Source organism: Tepidimonas fonticaldi, assembly GCF_007556755.1.
Lineage (GTDB): Bacteria > Pseudomonadota > Gammaproteobacteria > Burkholderiales > Burkholderiaceae_C > Tepidimonas > Tepidimonas fonticaldi.
In genome coordinates, this window is sequence record NZ_VJOO01000001.1 from 67,279 (window position 1) to 82,136 (window position 14,858).

Annotated in this window: 12 protein-coding genes; 5 read left to right on the forward strand and 7 right to left on the reverse strand. The window is 69.3% G+C overall.

What is annotated here, in order from left to right:
* Window positions 1-101 precede the first annotated feature (101 nt).
* Genes Tfont_RS00290 through Tfont_RS00300 form a run of 3 tightly spaced genes read left to right on the forward strand, consistent with a single transcriptional unit; the run spans window position 102 to window position 2,720 of the window.
* Window positions 102-749, forward strand: a complete 648-nt coding sequence (locus Tfont_RS00290) for an FMN-binding negative transcriptional regulator (RefSeq protein WP_143968018.1) — start codon at window positions 102-104, stop codon at window positions 747-749.
* Window positions 746-1,792: a tRNA adenosine(34) deaminase TadA gene (tadA, locus tag Tfont_RS00295; RefSeq protein ID WP_143968019.1), complete on the forward strand. Its 1,047-nt coding sequence runs from the start codon at window positions 746-748 to the stop codon at window positions 1,790-1,792. The genes Tfont_RS00290 and tadA overlap by 4 nt, the downstream gene beginning before the upstream one ends.
* A gap of 7 nt (window positions 1,793-1,799) precedes the next feature.
* The gene (locus tag Tfont_RS00300) at window positions 1,800-2,720 is read left to right on the forward strand and encodes an LD-carboxypeptidase (RefSeq protein WP_143968020.1); all 921 of its coding nucleotides are present in this window, start codon (window positions 1,800-1,802) and stop codon (window positions 2,718-2,720) included.
* Between the two features lie 12 nt (window positions 2,721-2,732).
* Here the strand turns inward: Tfont_RS00300 and cphA are convergent, their stop codons facing one another.
* Window positions 2,733-5,318: a cyanophycin synthetase gene (cphA, locus tag Tfont_RS00305; RefSeq protein WP_143968021.1), complete on the reverse strand. Its 2,586-nt coding sequence runs from the start codon at window positions 5,316-5,318 to the stop codon at window positions 2,733-2,735.
* 19 nt (window positions 5,319-5,337) lie between these two features.
* Window positions 5,338-7,509 carry a cyanophycin synthetase gene (locus Tfont_RS00310; protein WP_143968022.1) on the reverse strand — a complete coding sequence of 724 codons (2,172 nt, stop codon included), beginning with the start codon at window positions 7,507-7,509 and terminating at the stop codon, window positions 5,338-5,340.
* A gap of 181 nt (window positions 7,510-7,690) precedes the next feature.
* Here Tfont_RS00310 and Tfont_RS00315 point away from each other — a divergent pair, with 181 nt between their 5' ends.
* Window positions 7,691-9,979, forward strand: coding sequence for a cyanophycin metabolism-associated ABC transporter (locus Tfont_RS00315; protein ID WP_143968023.1), 2,289 nt, complete (start codon window positions 7,691-7,693; stop codon window positions 9,977-9,979).
* A 5-nt stretch (window positions 9,980-9,984) separates the two neighbouring features.
* Window positions 9,985-10,470, forward strand: coding sequence for a cyanophycin metabolism-associated DUF1854 family protein (locus Tfont_RS00320; RefSeq protein WP_068609599.1), 486 nt, complete (start codon window positions 9,985-9,987; stop codon window positions 10,468-10,470).
* 36 nt (window positions 10,471-10,506) lie between these two features.
* Here Tfont_RS00320 and Tfont_RS00325 read toward each other — a convergent pair whose 3' ends face one another.
* From Tfont_RS00325 to Tfont_RS00345, 5 genes are all read right to left on the reverse strand, one after another.
* Window positions 10,507-11,283, reverse strand: a complete 777-nt coding sequence (locus Tfont_RS00325) for an ABC transporter ATP-binding protein (protein WP_143968024.1) — start codon at window positions 11,281-11,283, stop codon at window positions 10,507-10,509.
* A 41-nt stretch (window positions 11,284-11,324) separates the two neighbouring features.
* On the reverse strand, window positions 11,325-12,455 hold the full coding sequence (locus tag Tfont_RS00330; RefSeq protein ID WP_143968025.1) for a succinylglutamate desuccinylase/aspartoacylase family protein: 1,131 nt from the start codon (window positions 12,453-12,455) through the stop codon (window positions 11,325-11,327).
* The gene (locus Tfont_RS00335) at window positions 12,456-13,169 is read right to left on the reverse strand and encodes an ABC transporter permease (RefSeq protein WP_068609605.1); all 714 of its coding nucleotides are present in this window, start codon (window positions 13,167-13,169) and stop codon (window positions 12,456-12,458) included.
* An 18-nt stretch (window positions 13,170-13,187) separates the two neighbouring features.
* Window positions 13,188-13,883 (reverse strand): ABC transporter permease, encoded by a 696-nt coding sequence (locus Tfont_RS00340; protein WP_068609607.1) that lies wholly within the window; start codon window positions 13,881-13,883, stop codon window positions 13,188-13,190.
* Window positions 13,884-13,948: 65 nt separating this feature from the next.
* Window positions 13,949-14,728: an ABC transporter substrate-binding protein gene (locus Tfont_RS00345; protein ID WP_143968026.1), complete on the reverse strand. Its 780-nt coding sequence runs from the start codon at window positions 14,726-14,728 to the stop codon at window positions 13,949-13,951.
* Window positions 14,729-14,858: the final 130 nt, after the last annotated feature.

The following is a 14,858-nucleotide window of genomic DNA, read 5'->3' on the forward strand; positions in this document are numbered from 1 at the left end:
ATTTGATGCAAAGCGTCTTAGTAACCTATTGATCTATATGAGATTAAAGCGTAAATTGATGTTCGAGTGGGAGAGCGCCGCTCGCGGACACGGCGCCGATCATGTACCTGCCCGCACCGTTTCGCTCGGATGACCCGGCCATCGCGGCCGAGCTGATGCGCGCGCATCCGTTCGCCAGCCTGATCAGCACGGACGATGACGGACTGCCTTTCGTGACGCACTTGCCGCTGCACCTGCAGGCGCGTGCGGACGGCTGGGTGTTGCTGGGGCATGTCGCCAAGGCCAATCCGCATGCGCGCTACCTGCAGGCGCGGCCGACGGCGTTGGCGACGTTTTTGGGGCCGCACGCCTACCTGTCGCCGTCGGTCTATCCGGACCGACAGCGCGTGCCGACGTGGAACTATCTGGCCGTGCATTGCACGGTGCAGGCGACGCTGCTGGCCGAACCGCGGGACAAGGACGTGCTGCTCAAGCACCTGATCGGTGAGCACGAGCCTGCGTACGCCGAGCAGTGGCGCTCGATGGACCCGTCTTACACGGAAAAGATGCTGGCCGGCATCGCGGCCTTCGAGTTGCGCGTGCTGCGCTGGCAGTGCAAGCTCAAGCTCAACCAACACCGGCCCGAGTCGCACGCGGCGATGCGCGCCGCGTATGCGCGGGGCGATGCAGGGGCACAGGCGCTGGGCGTCTGGATGGATCGGCTGGGTCTGGCCGCCGGAGCGCCCACCCCGCCGCCCGATGGGACATGAGCGACACCGACGACCGCTACATGGCCGAGGCGCTGGCGCTGGCCCGGCAGGCAGCCGAGGCCGGCGAGGTGCCGGTGGGGGCCGTGGTGGTGCATGCCGGGCGCATCGTCGGCCGGGGGTACAACCAGCCGGTGGGCAGCGGCGATCCCACGGCGCATGCCGAAATCGTCGCGCTGCGCGAGGCCGCACGCACACTGGGCAACTACCGCCTGGACGGCTGCACGCTGTATGTGACGCTGGAGCCGTGCGCCATGTGCGCGCAAGCGGCCTTGCACGCGCGGGTGGCCCGCGTGGTCTATGGTGCGGCGGAGCCCCGCACGGGGGCGGTGGGATCGGTCGTGGATCTGTTTGCCCTGCCGGCGCTCAACGCGCACACCGCCGTGGTGGCAGGGGTGCAGGCCGAGCCGGCGGCGGCCCTGATGCGGGCCTTTTTCGCCCGCCGGCGCCGCGAGCAGCGGGCCGCCGCCGAGCCGTTGCGCGAAGACGCGTTGCGCACCCCCACCGCGGCCTTCAAGGCCGTGTGGCAGCGGGCAAGTGCCTGGGGGGTGACACCCCAGGCTTCCCATACGCGCCAGGATTTGCCCAGTCTGGACGGGCTGCGCTTGCACTGGGTGGATGTGGGGCCATCGGACAGCACGGCGCCGTGGCTTTGTCTGCACGGGCCGCTGGCGTGGTGGCCGCAATGGGGGCCGTGGCTGCCGCCCCGGCTGGCGCAGGGCGAGCGCTGTTTGGTTCCAGACCTGATCGGCTTTGGCCAGAGCGACAAGCCCAAAAAGCCCGCGTGGCACAGTCCCGCGCGCCATGCCGCAATCCTGCGCGACTGGCTGGATGCGCTGGCCGTGGACACCTGCCGGCTGGCCCTGGCCCCCGGCGCGGAAGCCCTGTGGCCCGCGCTGCAAACCGCTCTGGGGCCGCGCGTACGGGATGTGCTCCATGTGCCGGCGGAGGAGCTGCTGCCCCCCGCTGGGGACTGGCTGGATGCGCCCTTCCCCGATCGCGGTCACCGGGCTGGCCCCCGGGCGCTGACCGGTGCGGCCCGATAATCGGGCCATGCCCAGTCTGTACATCTACTCCCCCAGCGGGGCGGTGCGCGACCGCGCCGCCTTTCGGCGCGCCGTGCGCCGCTTGCAGGCCGCCGGCTACGAGGTCGCGGTGGACCCCGCGGCGCTGGCCCGACACCAACGCTTTGCGGGCGATGACGATGCGCGGCTGGCCGCCATCGAGCGCGCGGCCGCCAGCGGTGCGGACGTGGCGCTGACCACGCGCGGGGGCTATGGCCTGACCCGTCTGCTGCCGCGCCTGCCATACGATGCGATCGACGCCGCCGCGCGCCGTGGCATGTCGTGGGTGGGGCTGAGCGATTTCACTGCGTTTGGCCTGGCTGTGCTGGCCCAGCGCGGGACGGCCACCTGGGCCGGCCCGGCGGTGATGGAGGACTGGGCGGTCGATGCGCCGGACGACATCACCACCGCCTGTTTCGATGACCTGGCGCAGGGCGTGGGGGAGGGTTCCGGCTGGCGGCTGCCGCTGTCCGACCTGCGGGCGCACCCCGAGCTGGCGGCCGGCTGGCGTGTGGAAGGCGCCATGCTCTGGGGAGGCAATCTGTCGATCCTGGCCGGGCTGGTGGGTACCCCCTACTTGCCGTCGGTGGATGGCGGATTGCTGTTTTTGGAGGATGTCGGGGAACACCCCTACCGCATCGAGCGGATGCTGACGCAACTGCTGCTTGCGGGGGTGTTGGGGCGGCAAAAGGCCATCCTGTTGGGCGCGTTCAACCGCTTTGCGCTCACGCCCCACGACCGGGGGTTCCGGCTCGAGACGGTGGTGGCGTGGTTGCGCGCCCAACTGCCCGGGGTGCCGGTGCTGACCGGGCTGCCGTTCGGCCATGTGCCGACCAAGGTCGTGCTGCCGGTGGGGCGGCCCGTCGATGCGATGGTCGAGGGCCGCGACGCCTTGTTGTTCTGGGGCTGATCCGCCGGCCGATCAGGCCGCGACCGCGGCCGCCTCCGCCACGCGGCGCGCGATGTGTGCCAGCGCCTCGTCCACCTGATCGATGAGGATCAGGCACAGGTCGCCGGGCTGCAGGCGCGCCAGCGCCGTGTCGATGGCCAGGAACTCGCCCCGGATGGCGGTGTGCCAGCGGGTCTTGGGCGCGCCTTCGAGGCCCTGCTGCAGCAGGGCGATGACTTCGCCGTCCGCCCGTCCGCGCTGGCAGGCGTCCTCGAACAGCACCACTTCGTCGAAGACCTGGCCGATCTGGCGGGTTTGGTCCACGATGTCCTGGTCGCGCCGATCGCCGGCCGCGCTGATGACTGCGACCCGCTTGCCTGCCGGCAAGGCCTCGGCGGCGCGGCACAGCGCGGCGATCGCATCCGGGTTGTGACCGTAGTCGGCAATCACCGTGGCGCCGCGGTACTCGAAGCGGTTGAACCGGCCGGGCACGGTGGCGGCGTCGGAGGCAAAGCTCTCCAGTCCGCGGGCGATGGCATCCCATGGCACCCCGACGGCCCACGCCGCGGCGATGGCGGCCATGGCATTGTCGACCTGAAAGCCCAGCGCCCCGCCATCGGTGAGCGGGATCTGGGCCAGCGGCAGGCGCACCTGCCAGCCCCCTTCGGCCGCGACGATGTGGCCGTCTTCCACGAACACTACGCGCTTGCCCAGCGCGCGGTGGGTGGCGATGACCGGGTGGTGCGGCGCGGGGCCGAAATAGGTGATCTGGCCCGGGCAAAAGTCCGCCATGGCCACGCAGTGGGGGTCGGCCGCGTTGAGCACGGCCATGCCCCCGGCGGCCACGTTCTGCACGATCACGCGCTTGAGGACGCTCAGGTCCTCCACGGTGGTGATGTAGTTGAGGCCCAGGTGGTCGCCCGTGCCGATATTGGTGACGACGGCCACCTGGCAGCGGTCGAATGCCAGACCCTCGCGCAGAATGCCCCCGCGGGCGGTCTCCAGCACGGCGGCATCCACATCGGGGTGGGCGAGCACGCGGCGGGCGCTGCGCGGACCGCTGCAGTCGCCGCTGTCGATTTGCCGGCCGTTGACATACACCCCGTTGGTGTCGGTGAAGCCCACGCGCCAGCCGCGCTGCTGCAGCAGGTGCGAGGTCAGGCGCACGGTGGTGGTCTTGCCATTGGTGCCAGTGACGGCGATGACCGGGATGCGCCCGTCCTCGCCCGGCGCGAACATGTGGTCGATGATGGCCTGCCCGACGTTGCGCCCCTTGCCAAAAGAGGGGCTGAGGTGCATGCGCAGGCCCGGCGCGGCGTTCACCTCGACGATGCCGCCGCTTTGCGACTCCAGCGGCTCGACCACGTTTTGGCACACCACGTCCACGCCGCACACGTCCAGCCCCACCGTCATGGCAGCGGCCACCGCGCGCTGCGCCACCAGCGGATGCACCTCGTCGGTGACGTCGGTGGCGGTGCCGCCGGTGGACAGGTTGGCGTTGTTGCGCAGCACGACGCGCGCGCCGCGGGGCGGCACCGAGTCCGGCGTCAGCCCCTGCTGCGCCAGTCGGTCGATGGCGATGTCGTCGAGCCGGATGCGCGTCAGCGGCGTGGCGTGCCCGTCGCCGCGCCGAGGGTCGGCATTGACCGCGTCCACCAACTGGCGCACGGTGTGCACGCCATCCCCCACGACCAGCGGGGGGTCGCGGCGCGCTGCGGCGACCAGCTTGCGCCCGACGACCAGCAGCCGAAAATCGATGCCCGGCAAGTAGCGCTCGACCATCACCTCGCTGCCGTAGTGGCTGGCGACTTCGTAGGCGGCCAGCACCTGCTCGCGCGTCTGGATGTTGACCGTCACGCCCTTGCCCTGATTGCCGTCGCGCGGCTTGACGACGACGGCCCCGCCCAAGGCCTGTGCGGCTCGCCAGGCGTCCTCGGCGTCGGTAACGGGGCGCCCCAGCGGCACGGGCACGCCGGCCGCGTGCAGCAGTTTTTTCGTCAGCTCCTTGTCCTGCGCGATCGCCTCGGCAATCGCGCTGGTGGTGTCGCACTCCGCCGCCTGGATGCGGCGCTGCTTGCTGCCCCAACCAAACTGCACCAAACTGCCCGTGGTCAGGCGCCGGAAGGGGATGCCGCGCGCGACGGCCGCATCGACGATGGAGCCGGTCGAGGGGCCCAGGCGGATGTCCTCGTCCAGTTCTTTCAGCCGGCCGATGGCGGCGGCCGTGTCGTAGGGCTGGTCGTCGCGCGCCGCCTGCAGCAGCTCCAGGGCCGTGTCGAAGGCCAGACGCCCGACTTCCTCCACGGTGTACTCGACGACGACCTGGTAGATGCCCGGCTCGGGCGCGGCGATGGTGCGGCTGAAACTCAGCGGGCAGCCGGCGTGGGTCTGCAGCGCCAGGGCGGTGATCTCCAGCGCGTGCGCCATCGACACCACGCCGTCGGCGGTCGGCTCCGGCAGCATGCCCAGCTCGGGGAAGCGCTGCCGCAGCCGCGCCTCGAAGCCGGCCAGGCGGCGCAGGTCGGACTCCTCTGGCGTGCAGTGCACGGTCGCTTCGATGGCCGTGTAGCGGCTCCACAGGTTCGGGCCCCGCAGGGCCCGCAGGCGGGTGACGTTCATGGCGGCTCGGGCAGCAGTGTCAGAGGACGGAGAGTTGAGGGGCGGCGGTTTCGATTCCGGCACGGATCAGGCCGAGGGGCAGGCCCAGCGCCACGGCGGCGCCCAGCACGGCCAGCAGCGTCTCGACCCGGATGTGGCGCAGCACGGCTTGCACGCCGGGGTGGTCCAGATCCAGCACCGGGGTGGTGCCGTTGGCGCGCACCAGCACGGCTTGCCGTCCGTCGACGGTCAAAAAGCGCCGGCCATCGGCCACATGCGCCTCGCGCGCCGTGTGGCGCGGATCGGTGCTGAACAGCAGCACATCGCCGTCGCACAGCTCGGCCAGGCTGGCGCACACGTCGCAGTCGGCATTGAGCACGGCGCACCCCTGCGGCAGCACCACATCGACCTGGGTGCGCAACACCTTGCGCATGTGCTCGCGGGTGGTGATGTAGTGGTCCTCCAGCCCTTGGGGTTCGGGCACGTCGGTCACCACGCCCACCAGACAGCGGTCGTAGGGCAGGCCCTCGTCCAGGATGCTGCGCGGGGAGTTTTCGATTACGGCCGCATCGACGCAGCGGTTCATGAGGATGCGCTGGCCGGCCTCCCAGTCCGAGGGCAGGCTGGCGTCGATGGGGTGGGACTGCAGGTACAGGCGCCCCCCGCACGAGACGCCGACGGTGTGGTCGGCGCGTTGCAGCAGCGACCCGATCAGCAGCGCCAGCGGTGCCGTCTCCCGGGTGCCGGTGATGCCGACGACGGGGATGCGGCCATTCTCTTGCCCGGGGAACAGGTGATCGACGATGGCCTCGCCCACCGGGCGCGGCTTGCCGTTGGCGGGCTTGAGGTGAGGCAACAGCCCGGGGCCGGCGTTGACCTCCACGATCGCCCCGCCTTGCGCGGCGAGGGGCCGGCCGATGTCTTCCACCACCAAGTCGATGCCCGCGATGTCCAGCCCCACCACGCGGGCGGCCAGGGCCGTCAGCTCGGCCACGTCCGGGTGCACCAGGTCGGTCACGTCGTCCGTCAGCAGCCCGGTGCGCTGCACCAGCACCTCCCGGCCGGCCTCGGGCACGCTGTCCGGCTCCAGCCCTTGGCGGCGCAGCTCCAGCATCACGTCGCGGTTTTCGGGCAGGCGGATGGTGTCGAGCGGGAACTCCTCCTCCTCGCCCCGCCGGGGGTCGCTGTTGATGTCGCGCTCGATCAGTTCGCGCACGCTGTGCACGCCGTCGCCGACGACCACCGCGCGCTCGCCGCGCGAGGCAGCGACCACGCGCCCCCCGATCACGAGCACCCGGTGTTCGTGGCCGCGGATGTAGCGCTCGACCATGACTTCGGAGCCCTCACGGTCGGCGAGCTCGTAGGCGATGGCGATTTCCTCGCGCGTGCGCACATCCAGCGAGACCCCACGCGCATGGTTGGCGTCCACCGGCTTGACGACCACGGGCAGCCCGATTTCCTCGGCCGCAGCCCAGGCATCGTCGGCGCTGGTGACCACGCGCCCCTCCGGCACCGGCACGCCGCACTCGGCCAGCAGCCGCTTGGTCAGGTCCTTGTCGCGCGAGATGGTCTCGGCAATCGCGCTGGTGCGGTCGGTTTCGGCGGTCCAGATACGGCGCTGGCGCGCACCGTAGCCCAACTGCACCAGGTTGCCGTCGGTCAAGCGGATGTGCGGGATGCGGCGCGCCGTCGCGGCATCGACGATGGCCGCGGTGCTCGGTCCGAGGGCATGGCGGTCGATCAGCCCTTTGAGGCCCTTGACCGCCGCCTCCACGTCATAGGTTTGGTCCTCGATGGCGGCCATGAGCAGGTCGCGCGCATCGAGCAGGGCCTGGCGGGCGACTTCCTCCTGGCGGGCGCGGATCACCAGTTTGTAGATGCCACGCTCGCTGGTCGAGCGGGTCTGCCCGAAGCTGGTCGCCATGCCGGCCAGGTTCAGCAGCTCGATGGCCACGTGCTCCATGATGTGGCCCGGCCACGTGCCTTCGCGCAGCCGCTGCAGAAAGCCTCCCCGCTCCCCGACGCCGCAGTGGTGCTCGATCAAGCCCGGCAGCCAGGCCGTCAGCCGCTCGTACAGGCCGGGGATGGTGTTGGAAGGGCAGTCCTCGAGGTCGCCGATGTCGATCAGCGCCTCGATCGCGGCCCGGTAGGTCCAGAGGTTGGGTCCGCGCAGGTGGTGCATGCGCAGGATCCGGATGGTCTTGTGCGACATGGAAAAAACGTTGTAGGGTCGAACGGGCCCGACCGTCGCCGTGCGGGGGCGCTGCGCGATCCGTCGCATCCACGCGGCCCGGGTCGGCCGTAGAATGCGACGCCCGCGCGCCAGCATCGCCGATGGATATTGTGATCCAGCGGCCCGAGACTGGTGGCATTTGGTGAAACGAAATTGCAACATGTCGTATCCGACGCCATCGACCCCCGCCTGGGCGGGACTGCCCGCCGCGTGGCGCCCCGCCGTTGAGCGCACCGAGGCGGCCGGGGAGGGTGCCGCCGGTGGCGTCTGGCTGCTGACCGACCTCGACACCGAGCTGCGCTTTCGCGAGGGTTTGCTGTGGATCGCGGCCGGCCGGCTGTGGTGGGCGGCCGAACCGCAGGCCACGCCGGTGAGTTGGCCCATCGAAGCCGGTCTGGCCTTGTGGATGAGCGACCACAACGGCGTGGCCGCGCTGGAGCTGGTGCGCGAAGCCCGCGACGGCGCCTCCGCCGAGCGGCTGGCGGTGTGGCGCTACACCCTGGGGCGCCAAGTGCCCGCGCGGCGGCTGATGGAGCGCTTCGAGGCCCTGCGGGATGCCGCCGGCCGCCCGGTCGCCGTCCCCGACGCGGCCGCGTTGCAGTGCCCGGTTTGCCACGCCCCGATGGAGCCGGAGGACGACGAATGCGCCGTCTGCGCCCAGGTGGTGCACACCCCGCCGTCCACGCTGACGCTGTTGCGGCTGTGGCGTTTTGCGCGGCCCTATCGGTGGCAGTTGCTGGCGGGGTTTTTGCTGACGCTGGCCGCCACGGCGGCCACCCTGGTGCCGCCGTACCTGACCATCCCCCTGATGGACGATGTGCTGATCCCCTACCAGAGCGGGCAGCCGATCGACGTGGCACGGGTGGGCTGGCTGCTCGGCGGCCTGCTGGGCGCTGCGCTGCTGGCCTGGGGCCTGGGCTGGGCCAAGACCTACATCCTGGCGCTGGTGTCGGAGCGCATCGGCGCGGACCTGCGCACCACCACCTATGAGCACCTGCTGGGCTTGTCACTGGAATATTTCGGCAACCGCCGCACCGGCGACCTGATGGCGCGCATCGGGTCGGAGACCGATCGCATCAACATCTTTTTGTCGCTGCACCTGCTGGACTTCGCCACCGACGTGATCATGATCGGCATGACGGCGGTGATCCTGTTTTCCATCAGCCCGACGCTGGCGCTGGCGACCTTGCTGCCGCTGCCGCTGATCGCGTGGTTGATCCACGTGGTGCGCGACCGGCTGCGCACCGGGTTCGAGAAGATCGACCGCGTCTGGGCCGAGGTGACGAGCGTGCTGGCCGACACCATCCCCGGCATCCGCGTCGTCAAGGCGTTTGCGCAGGAGGGGCGCGAGGCCGAGCGCTTTCGCGAAGCCAACCGGCACAACCTGGCCGTCAACGACCGGCTCAACCGGCTGTGGTCGCTGTTTTCGCCGACGGTGTCGCTGCTGACGGAAATCGGCCTGCTGGTCGTGTGGGGTTTTGGCATCTGGCTGGTGGCGCGCGGATCGGTGACGGTGGGCGTGCTCACGGCTTTTTTGGCCTATATCGGGCGCTTCTACACCCGGCTGGATTCGATGAGCCGCATCGTCTCGGTGACGCAAAAGGCCGCCGCGGGCGCCAAGCGCATCTTCGACATTCTGGACCACGTCTCCAGCGTGCCGGAGCCCGCCCAGCCCGTGCCACTGCCCGCGGTGCAGGGCCGCATCGAGGTGCGGGGCGTGGCCTTCCGCTACGGCAACCGCTCGGTCATCCAGGGGCTGGACCTGGATGTGCGCCCGGGCGAGATGATTGGCCTGGTCGGCCACAGCGGCTCGGGCAAGAGCACGCTGGTCAACCTGATCTGCCGCTTCTACGACGTGGCCGAAGGGCAGATCCTGGTGGATGGTGTGGACATCCGGCAACTGCGCGTGGCCGACTACCGCCGCCACATCGGCTTGGTGCTGCAGGAGCCGTTCCTGTTCTTTGGCACGATTGCCGAAAACATCGCGTACGGGCGCCCCGATGCGACGCGCGAGGAGATCATCGCCGCCGCGCGCGCCGCGCATGCGCACGACTTCATCCTGCGCCTGCCGCAGGGCTACGACTCGTTGGTGGGCGAGCGCGGCCAGGGCCTCTCCGGTGGCGAGCGTCAGCGCATCAGCATCGCGCGTGCGCTGCTGATCGACCCGCGCATCCTGATTCTGGACGAGGCCACCTCCAGCGTGGACACCGAAACCGAAAAGGAAATCCAAAAGGCGCTGGACAACCTGGTCCGCGGGCGCACGACGATCGCCATCGCGCACCGCCTGTCCACCCTGCGCCGGGCCGACCGGTTGGTGGTCATGGACAAGGGCCGCAAGGTGGAGGAGGGCAGCCACGACGAGCTGATGGCCCGTCAGGGCGCCTACTGGCGGCTTTACCAGGCGCAGGCCCGTCAGGCCGAGGCCGAGCGCGAACTGCTGAAGGATTAACCGCCATGACGACGAGCCTGCCCGCCACCCAAGCCCCTGAACTGCGCCGCAACAGCGCCGGACGCCTGGAATGGCGCGGCCCCGATGGGGAATGGGTCAGTGGCGTGGTGCCGGTGCGCGCCTTCCCCATCCAGGCCCCCGACCGGCATGTCTCGCTCGTCGGGCCGGACGGTCACGAAGTCGCGTATGTCGAGTCGCTGGCGGCACTGGATGCGCCGACCCGCGCCCTGATCGAGCAGGCGCTGCACGAGCGGGAGTTCACCCCCGTCATCCGGCGCTTGCTGGAGGTGAGCAGCTTTGCCACCCCCAGCACCTGGACCGTGGAGACCGACCGCGGCGTCACGCGCTTCGTGCTCAAGGGCGAGGAGGACATCCGCCGCCTGGCGCGCGATGTGTTGCTGATCCAGGACAGCCACGGTGTGCAGTACCTGATTCGCCGACCGTTGGAATTGGATCGGCACAGCCGGCGTCTGCTCGACCGTTTTCTGTGACCAAACAACCCATTTATTGACAATGGGTTGTTGACGTCACTTCAAGTTACCACTGAGGAATTGCTGCAGCCGTTCGCTGCGCGGCGACGTGAGCACCTGCCGCGGGTCGCCCTGTTCCTCGATGCGGCCCTGATGCAAAAAGACGACGTGGTTGGACACCTCGCGGGCAAAACCCATCTCGTGCGTCACCACCACCATCGTGCGGTGCTCCTCGGCCAGGCCCTGCATGACGCGCAGCACCTCGATCACCAGCTCCGGATCCAGCGCGCTGGTGGGTTCGTCGAACAGCATCACCTCGGGCTCCACCGCCAGCGCGCGCGCAATCGCCACCCGCTGTTGCTGTCCGCCGCTCATGTGGGCGGGGTAGCGGTCTTCCACACCCTTGAGGCCGACCCGGTCCAGGTATTTGCGCGCGGTGGCGACGGCCTGCTCGCGCGGCACCTTCAGCACATGGACGGGCACTTCGATGATGTTTTGCAGCACCGTCATATGGCCCCAGAGGTTGAAGTTCTGGAACACCATGGCCAGCCGCGTGCGCAGGCGTTGCAGTTGTGCGGGATCCGCCGCCTGGAGGTCGCCATCGGAGCCGGGCTTGAGCCGCAACTCCTCGCCGGCCACGACGATGCGCCCCGCGTGCGGCCGCTCGAGCAGATTGATGCAGCGCAGAAACGTGCTCTTGCCGGACCCCGAGCTGCCAATGATGCTGATCACATCGCCGGCGCGCGCCGTGAGGGAGACGCCTTTGAGCACCTCGTGCGCGCCGTAGCGCTTGTGGATGTCTTCGACCTGGAGTTTGACGGGGGCAGTGCTCATGGCAAGGGATGCGTGGGGGCCAGGCGGGGGGCAAGAGGGGCTCATTCGGACAGCAGGTAGCCGTGGCGCACGGGCTGGCTGCCGGCCACCTTGGCCACCGTCAGTCCGGCGGGGGCATAGCGTTCGCGGGCCCGGGCGTACAGCACGCCCCCCTGGGCAGTACGCAGGGTCGTGGTGTGGCCAGTAACAGGGTCGATGACCTCGGCGACGGCGTCGCCGGGGGCCAGCCGTGCGCCGGTGTCGGCCAGAAACACGAGCACGCCGGGGCAGGGCGCCTTCAACGGCTCGGAGCCAGCCAGCGGCGTGGGGGCGCAGGCTGGATCGGGCATGGGCCCAGGGTCGCCGGCCACCGCGCCCAGGTGCTGCAAATATCGCCAGATGCCATCGGCATCGCGGGCCGCCCAGGCGTGGCCGACGTCCGCTTCGCCGCGCAGTTCGACCGTCGCGCTGGCGCAGGCCTGGGGCAGCGGCACCGGGCGCCCTGCCGCCGACAGGCGCGCCGCCAACTGCGACCATAGACCCGAGAGCTGCTCGTCGAACGGCTGGCCGCCGGCGCCATAGTCGGCAACCAGCACCGTCTGCGCCTGCAGCCAGCGCGCCAGGGGTTCGAGCGCGGGCCAGCAGGCGGTCTCGCTGTACAGGTGCAGCACGGCTTCGGAGTCGCAGTGCAGATCGAGGACGACATCGGCATCGGCCGCCAGGCGGAACAGCGCCAGCCGCAGGCCTTCGAGTTCGGTGACCGGTGTTTGCTCGGCCAGCCAGTCGAGCACGGCCTGCCGCACCCGCCGGACATTCTCCGCCGCGTCCCCGCCCAGGGCAGGGCCCACCCGATCGAACGCCACCTGGGCCAGGTCCGGGTAGCCGCGGTTGAAGTTTTCGGAGGTGTTGAGCTCGAAGCGGCCCATGGGCCGGTGGTCGATGCGCTGGGCCAGCCCGATCGGGTTGGCCACCGGGACGAGCACGACTTCGCCGCGGATGGCGCCCTGCGCCTCGGCGGCGGCGAGCTTCTGGCGCAGGTGGTGGGCCACCAGCATGCCGGGCAGCTCGTCGGCGTGCAGGCTGGCCTGGATGTACACCTTGGGGCGAGCCCCGGGCGTGCCGAAATGCAGGCTGGTGACCGTGCGGGCACTGCCGAGGCTGGTGCAGGGCAGGGGGTGGTGACGGACGTCCATTCAGGTGCGGCGCGGCGCCAGGTGGGCCAGGAAGCGGCGCTCGGCCAGCTTGAACATGCCCACCAGCGTGAAGGTGATGCCGAGGTAGATGGCCCCGGCGAACAGATAGGCCTCGAAGGGCAGGTAAAAGTCGGAGTAGACGCGGCTGGCCGCCGCGGTCAGATCCGTCATCGCGGGCACGGTGCTGGCCAGACTCGTGCTGTGCAGCATCATGACCACCTCGTTGCTGTAGGCCGGCAGTGTGCGCCGCAGCGCGCTGGGCATGACGATGCGCCACAGCACCTGGCGGGGCGACATGCCCATCGCGCGCGCGGCCTCGATTTCGCCATGCGGGGTTTCGCGGATGGCCCCGGCCAGCATCTCGGCCGTGTAGCCCGCCGTGTTCAAGGCGAAGGCAAGCAGGGCGCAGAAGAACGCCTCCTTGAACCAGGTCCAAGGCCAGATCTCGTCCCAACGCGCCTGGATCCAGTCCAGTTGCGCAATGCCGTAATAGATCAGATAGACCTGGATCAGCAGCGGCGTGCCGCGGATGACGTAGGTGTAGCTGCCGACCAGCCAGCGCAGCCAGGCATGGCGGCTGTTGAGCGCCAAAGCCAGAAACAGGGCCAACACGCCCCCGACCGCCAAGGACGACAGCAGCAGCTTCAGCGTGGTCCACAGCCCCTGGCCATAGAGCTCGAGCTGCGCCGGTTCGAAAATCACAGACCAGTTCACGGTGACACGCCCGCCCGATCAACCCTGCCACGAGGTGACGCGCCGCACCCCGAGGCTGTAACGGTCGTTGAGGCGGCGCAGCGCCCACAGCGACACCGACGTGTAGATCAGAAACAGCGCCCCCACGAACAAAAAGAAGAAGAACGGCTCGCGCGTCGCGGCCGAGGCCTGTTTGGCCAGAAACGTCATGTCCTTGAGCCCGATCAGGCTGACCAGAGCGGTGCTTTTGATCAGGACCAGCCAGTTGTTGGTGAAGCCGGGCAGGGCGTAGCGCACCATTTGCGGCAGCGTGATGCGCACGAAGGTCTGCAGCCGGCCCATGCCGAAGGCCCAGGCCGCCTCCATCTGTCCGCGCGGAATCGCCAGAATTGCCCCGCGAAACGTCTCGGTCATATAGGCGCCGTAGATGAAGCCGATGGTCAGCACGCCCGCGACGAAGGGGTTGATGTCCACCGGCTCGGCGCGGCCGAGCGACTCCAGCAGCGCGTTCAGTCCAATCGTGCCGCCATAGAAGACGAGCAGCATCAGCACCAGCTCCGGCACGCCACGCACCACGGTGGTGTAGACCGTGGCCACGCCGGTGAGCAAGCGGCGCCCGGAGAGCTTGGCGGTGGCGCCGAGCAAGCCCAGCACGATCGAGACGGCCAGCGACAGCAGCGACACCGCCACCGTCAGCAGCGCGCCTTCGAGGATCGCGGGAATGTAGTCGAGCATGTGCCAATGAAAAACGCGTCGCGCCGGTGCCCACCGGCGGGCGACGCGCCCTTCACCCCGTCAGATCAGTTGCCGTACGGATCGAAGTCGAAATACTTCTTGGCGATTTTCTCGTACGTGCCGTCGGCGCGGATCGCCTTGATCGCCGCGTTGATGTCGGCCTTGAGCTTGTCTTGGCCCTTGCGCATGCCCACGCCGACGCCGTAGCCGAAGTACTTGACGTCGTACAGATCCGGGCCGACGAAACCGTAGCCCGTGCCTTCCGGCTTGCGCAGGAAGCCGCCGCGCACCTCGACCTTGTCGGCCACGGTGCCGTCGAGCCGGCCCGATTTGATGTCCAGATACACCTGGTCCTGCGCCTCGTAGGGGATCACCTGCACGCCGGCGGGCTTGAGCTCACCCATGGCGTACTTCTCTTGCGTGCTGCCCTTGAGCACGCCGATCTTCTTGCCCTTGAGCGAGGCCGGGCCGCTGTAGGGGGTGCCTTCCTTGACGACGATGCCGCTCGGGGTCTTGTAGTACTTGTCGCTGAAGTCGATGACCTTCTTGCGGTCGTCGGTGATCGACATCGAGCTGATGATGACGTCGTACTTGCGCGCCTGCAGGCCGGGGATCATGCTGTCCCACACCTGTTCGACGTACACACACTTGCGGTTGAGCTTGGCGCAGATGGCCTCGGCAATGTCGACGTCGAAACCGGTCGGCTTGCCATCGGGCGTCTTGTAGGTGAACGGCTCGTAGGTCGCATCGATGGCGACCTTCAGCTCGTTGCTCTGGGCCTGAACGGCACCGGTGGACACGACGGCCGCAAGACCGATGGCTTGCAGAATGTGGCGGCGCTTCATGAGGGTGTCACCCAAAGTTGAACATGAGCGCCATTGTAGACAGGCGAGTGCCCCGTGCCGACTTGTGGTTTTCCCTTTGGGGGCTCCGTTTGGCGCGCTTGCCACAGGGAGGTTTCCTCACCAATTCCTT

What these genes read in the sequence shown, in the direction of transcription:
- Tfont_RS00340 (WP_068609607.1), bottom strand. Translation starts at nt 13,883, where the DNA reads ATGCTCGACTACATTCCCGCGATCCTCGAAGGCGCGCTGCTGACGGTG.
- Tfont_RS00325 (WP_143968024.1), bottom strand. Translation starts at nt 11,283, where the DNA reads ATGAGCACTGCCCCCGTCAAACTCCAGGTCGAAGACATCCACAAGCGC.
- tadA (WP_143968019.1), top strand. Translation starts at nt 746, where the DNA reads ATGAGCGACACCGACGACCGCTACATGGCCGAGGCGCTGGCGCTGGCC.
- Tfont_RS00290 (WP_143968018.1), top strand. Translation starts at nt 102, where the DNA reads ATGTACCTGCCCGCACCGTTTCGCTCGGATGACCCGGCCATCGCGGCC.
- Tfont_RS00300 (WP_143968020.1), top strand. Translation starts at nt 1,800, where the DNA reads ATGCCCAGTCTGTACATCTACTCCCCCAGCGGGGCGGTGCGCGACCGC.
- Tfont_RS00315 (WP_143968023.1), top strand. Translation starts at nt 7,691, where the DNA reads ATGTCGTATCCGACGCCATCGACCCCCGCCTGGGCGGGACTGCCCGCC.
- Tfont_RS00330 (WP_143968025.1), bottom strand. Translation starts at nt 12,455, where the DNA reads ATGGACGTCCGTCACCACCCCCTGCCCTGCACCAGCCTCGGCAGTGCC.
- Tfont_RS00310 (WP_143968022.1), bottom strand. Translation starts at nt 7,509, where the DNA reads ATGTCGCACAAGACCATCCGGATCCTGCGCATGCACCACCTGCGCGGA.
- Tfont_RS00320 (WP_068609599.1), top strand. Translation starts at nt 9,985, where the DNA reads ATGACGACGAGCCTGCCCGCCACCCAAGCCCCTGAACTGCGCCGCAAC.
- cphA (WP_143968021.1), bottom strand. Translation starts at nt 5,318, where the DNA reads ATGAACGTCACCCGCCTGCGGGCCCTGCGGGGCCCGAACCTGTGGAGC.
- Tfont_RS00345 (WP_143968026.1), bottom strand. Translation starts at nt 14,728, where the DNA reads ATGAAGCGCCGCCACATTCTGCAAGCCATCGGTCTTGCGGCCGTCGTG.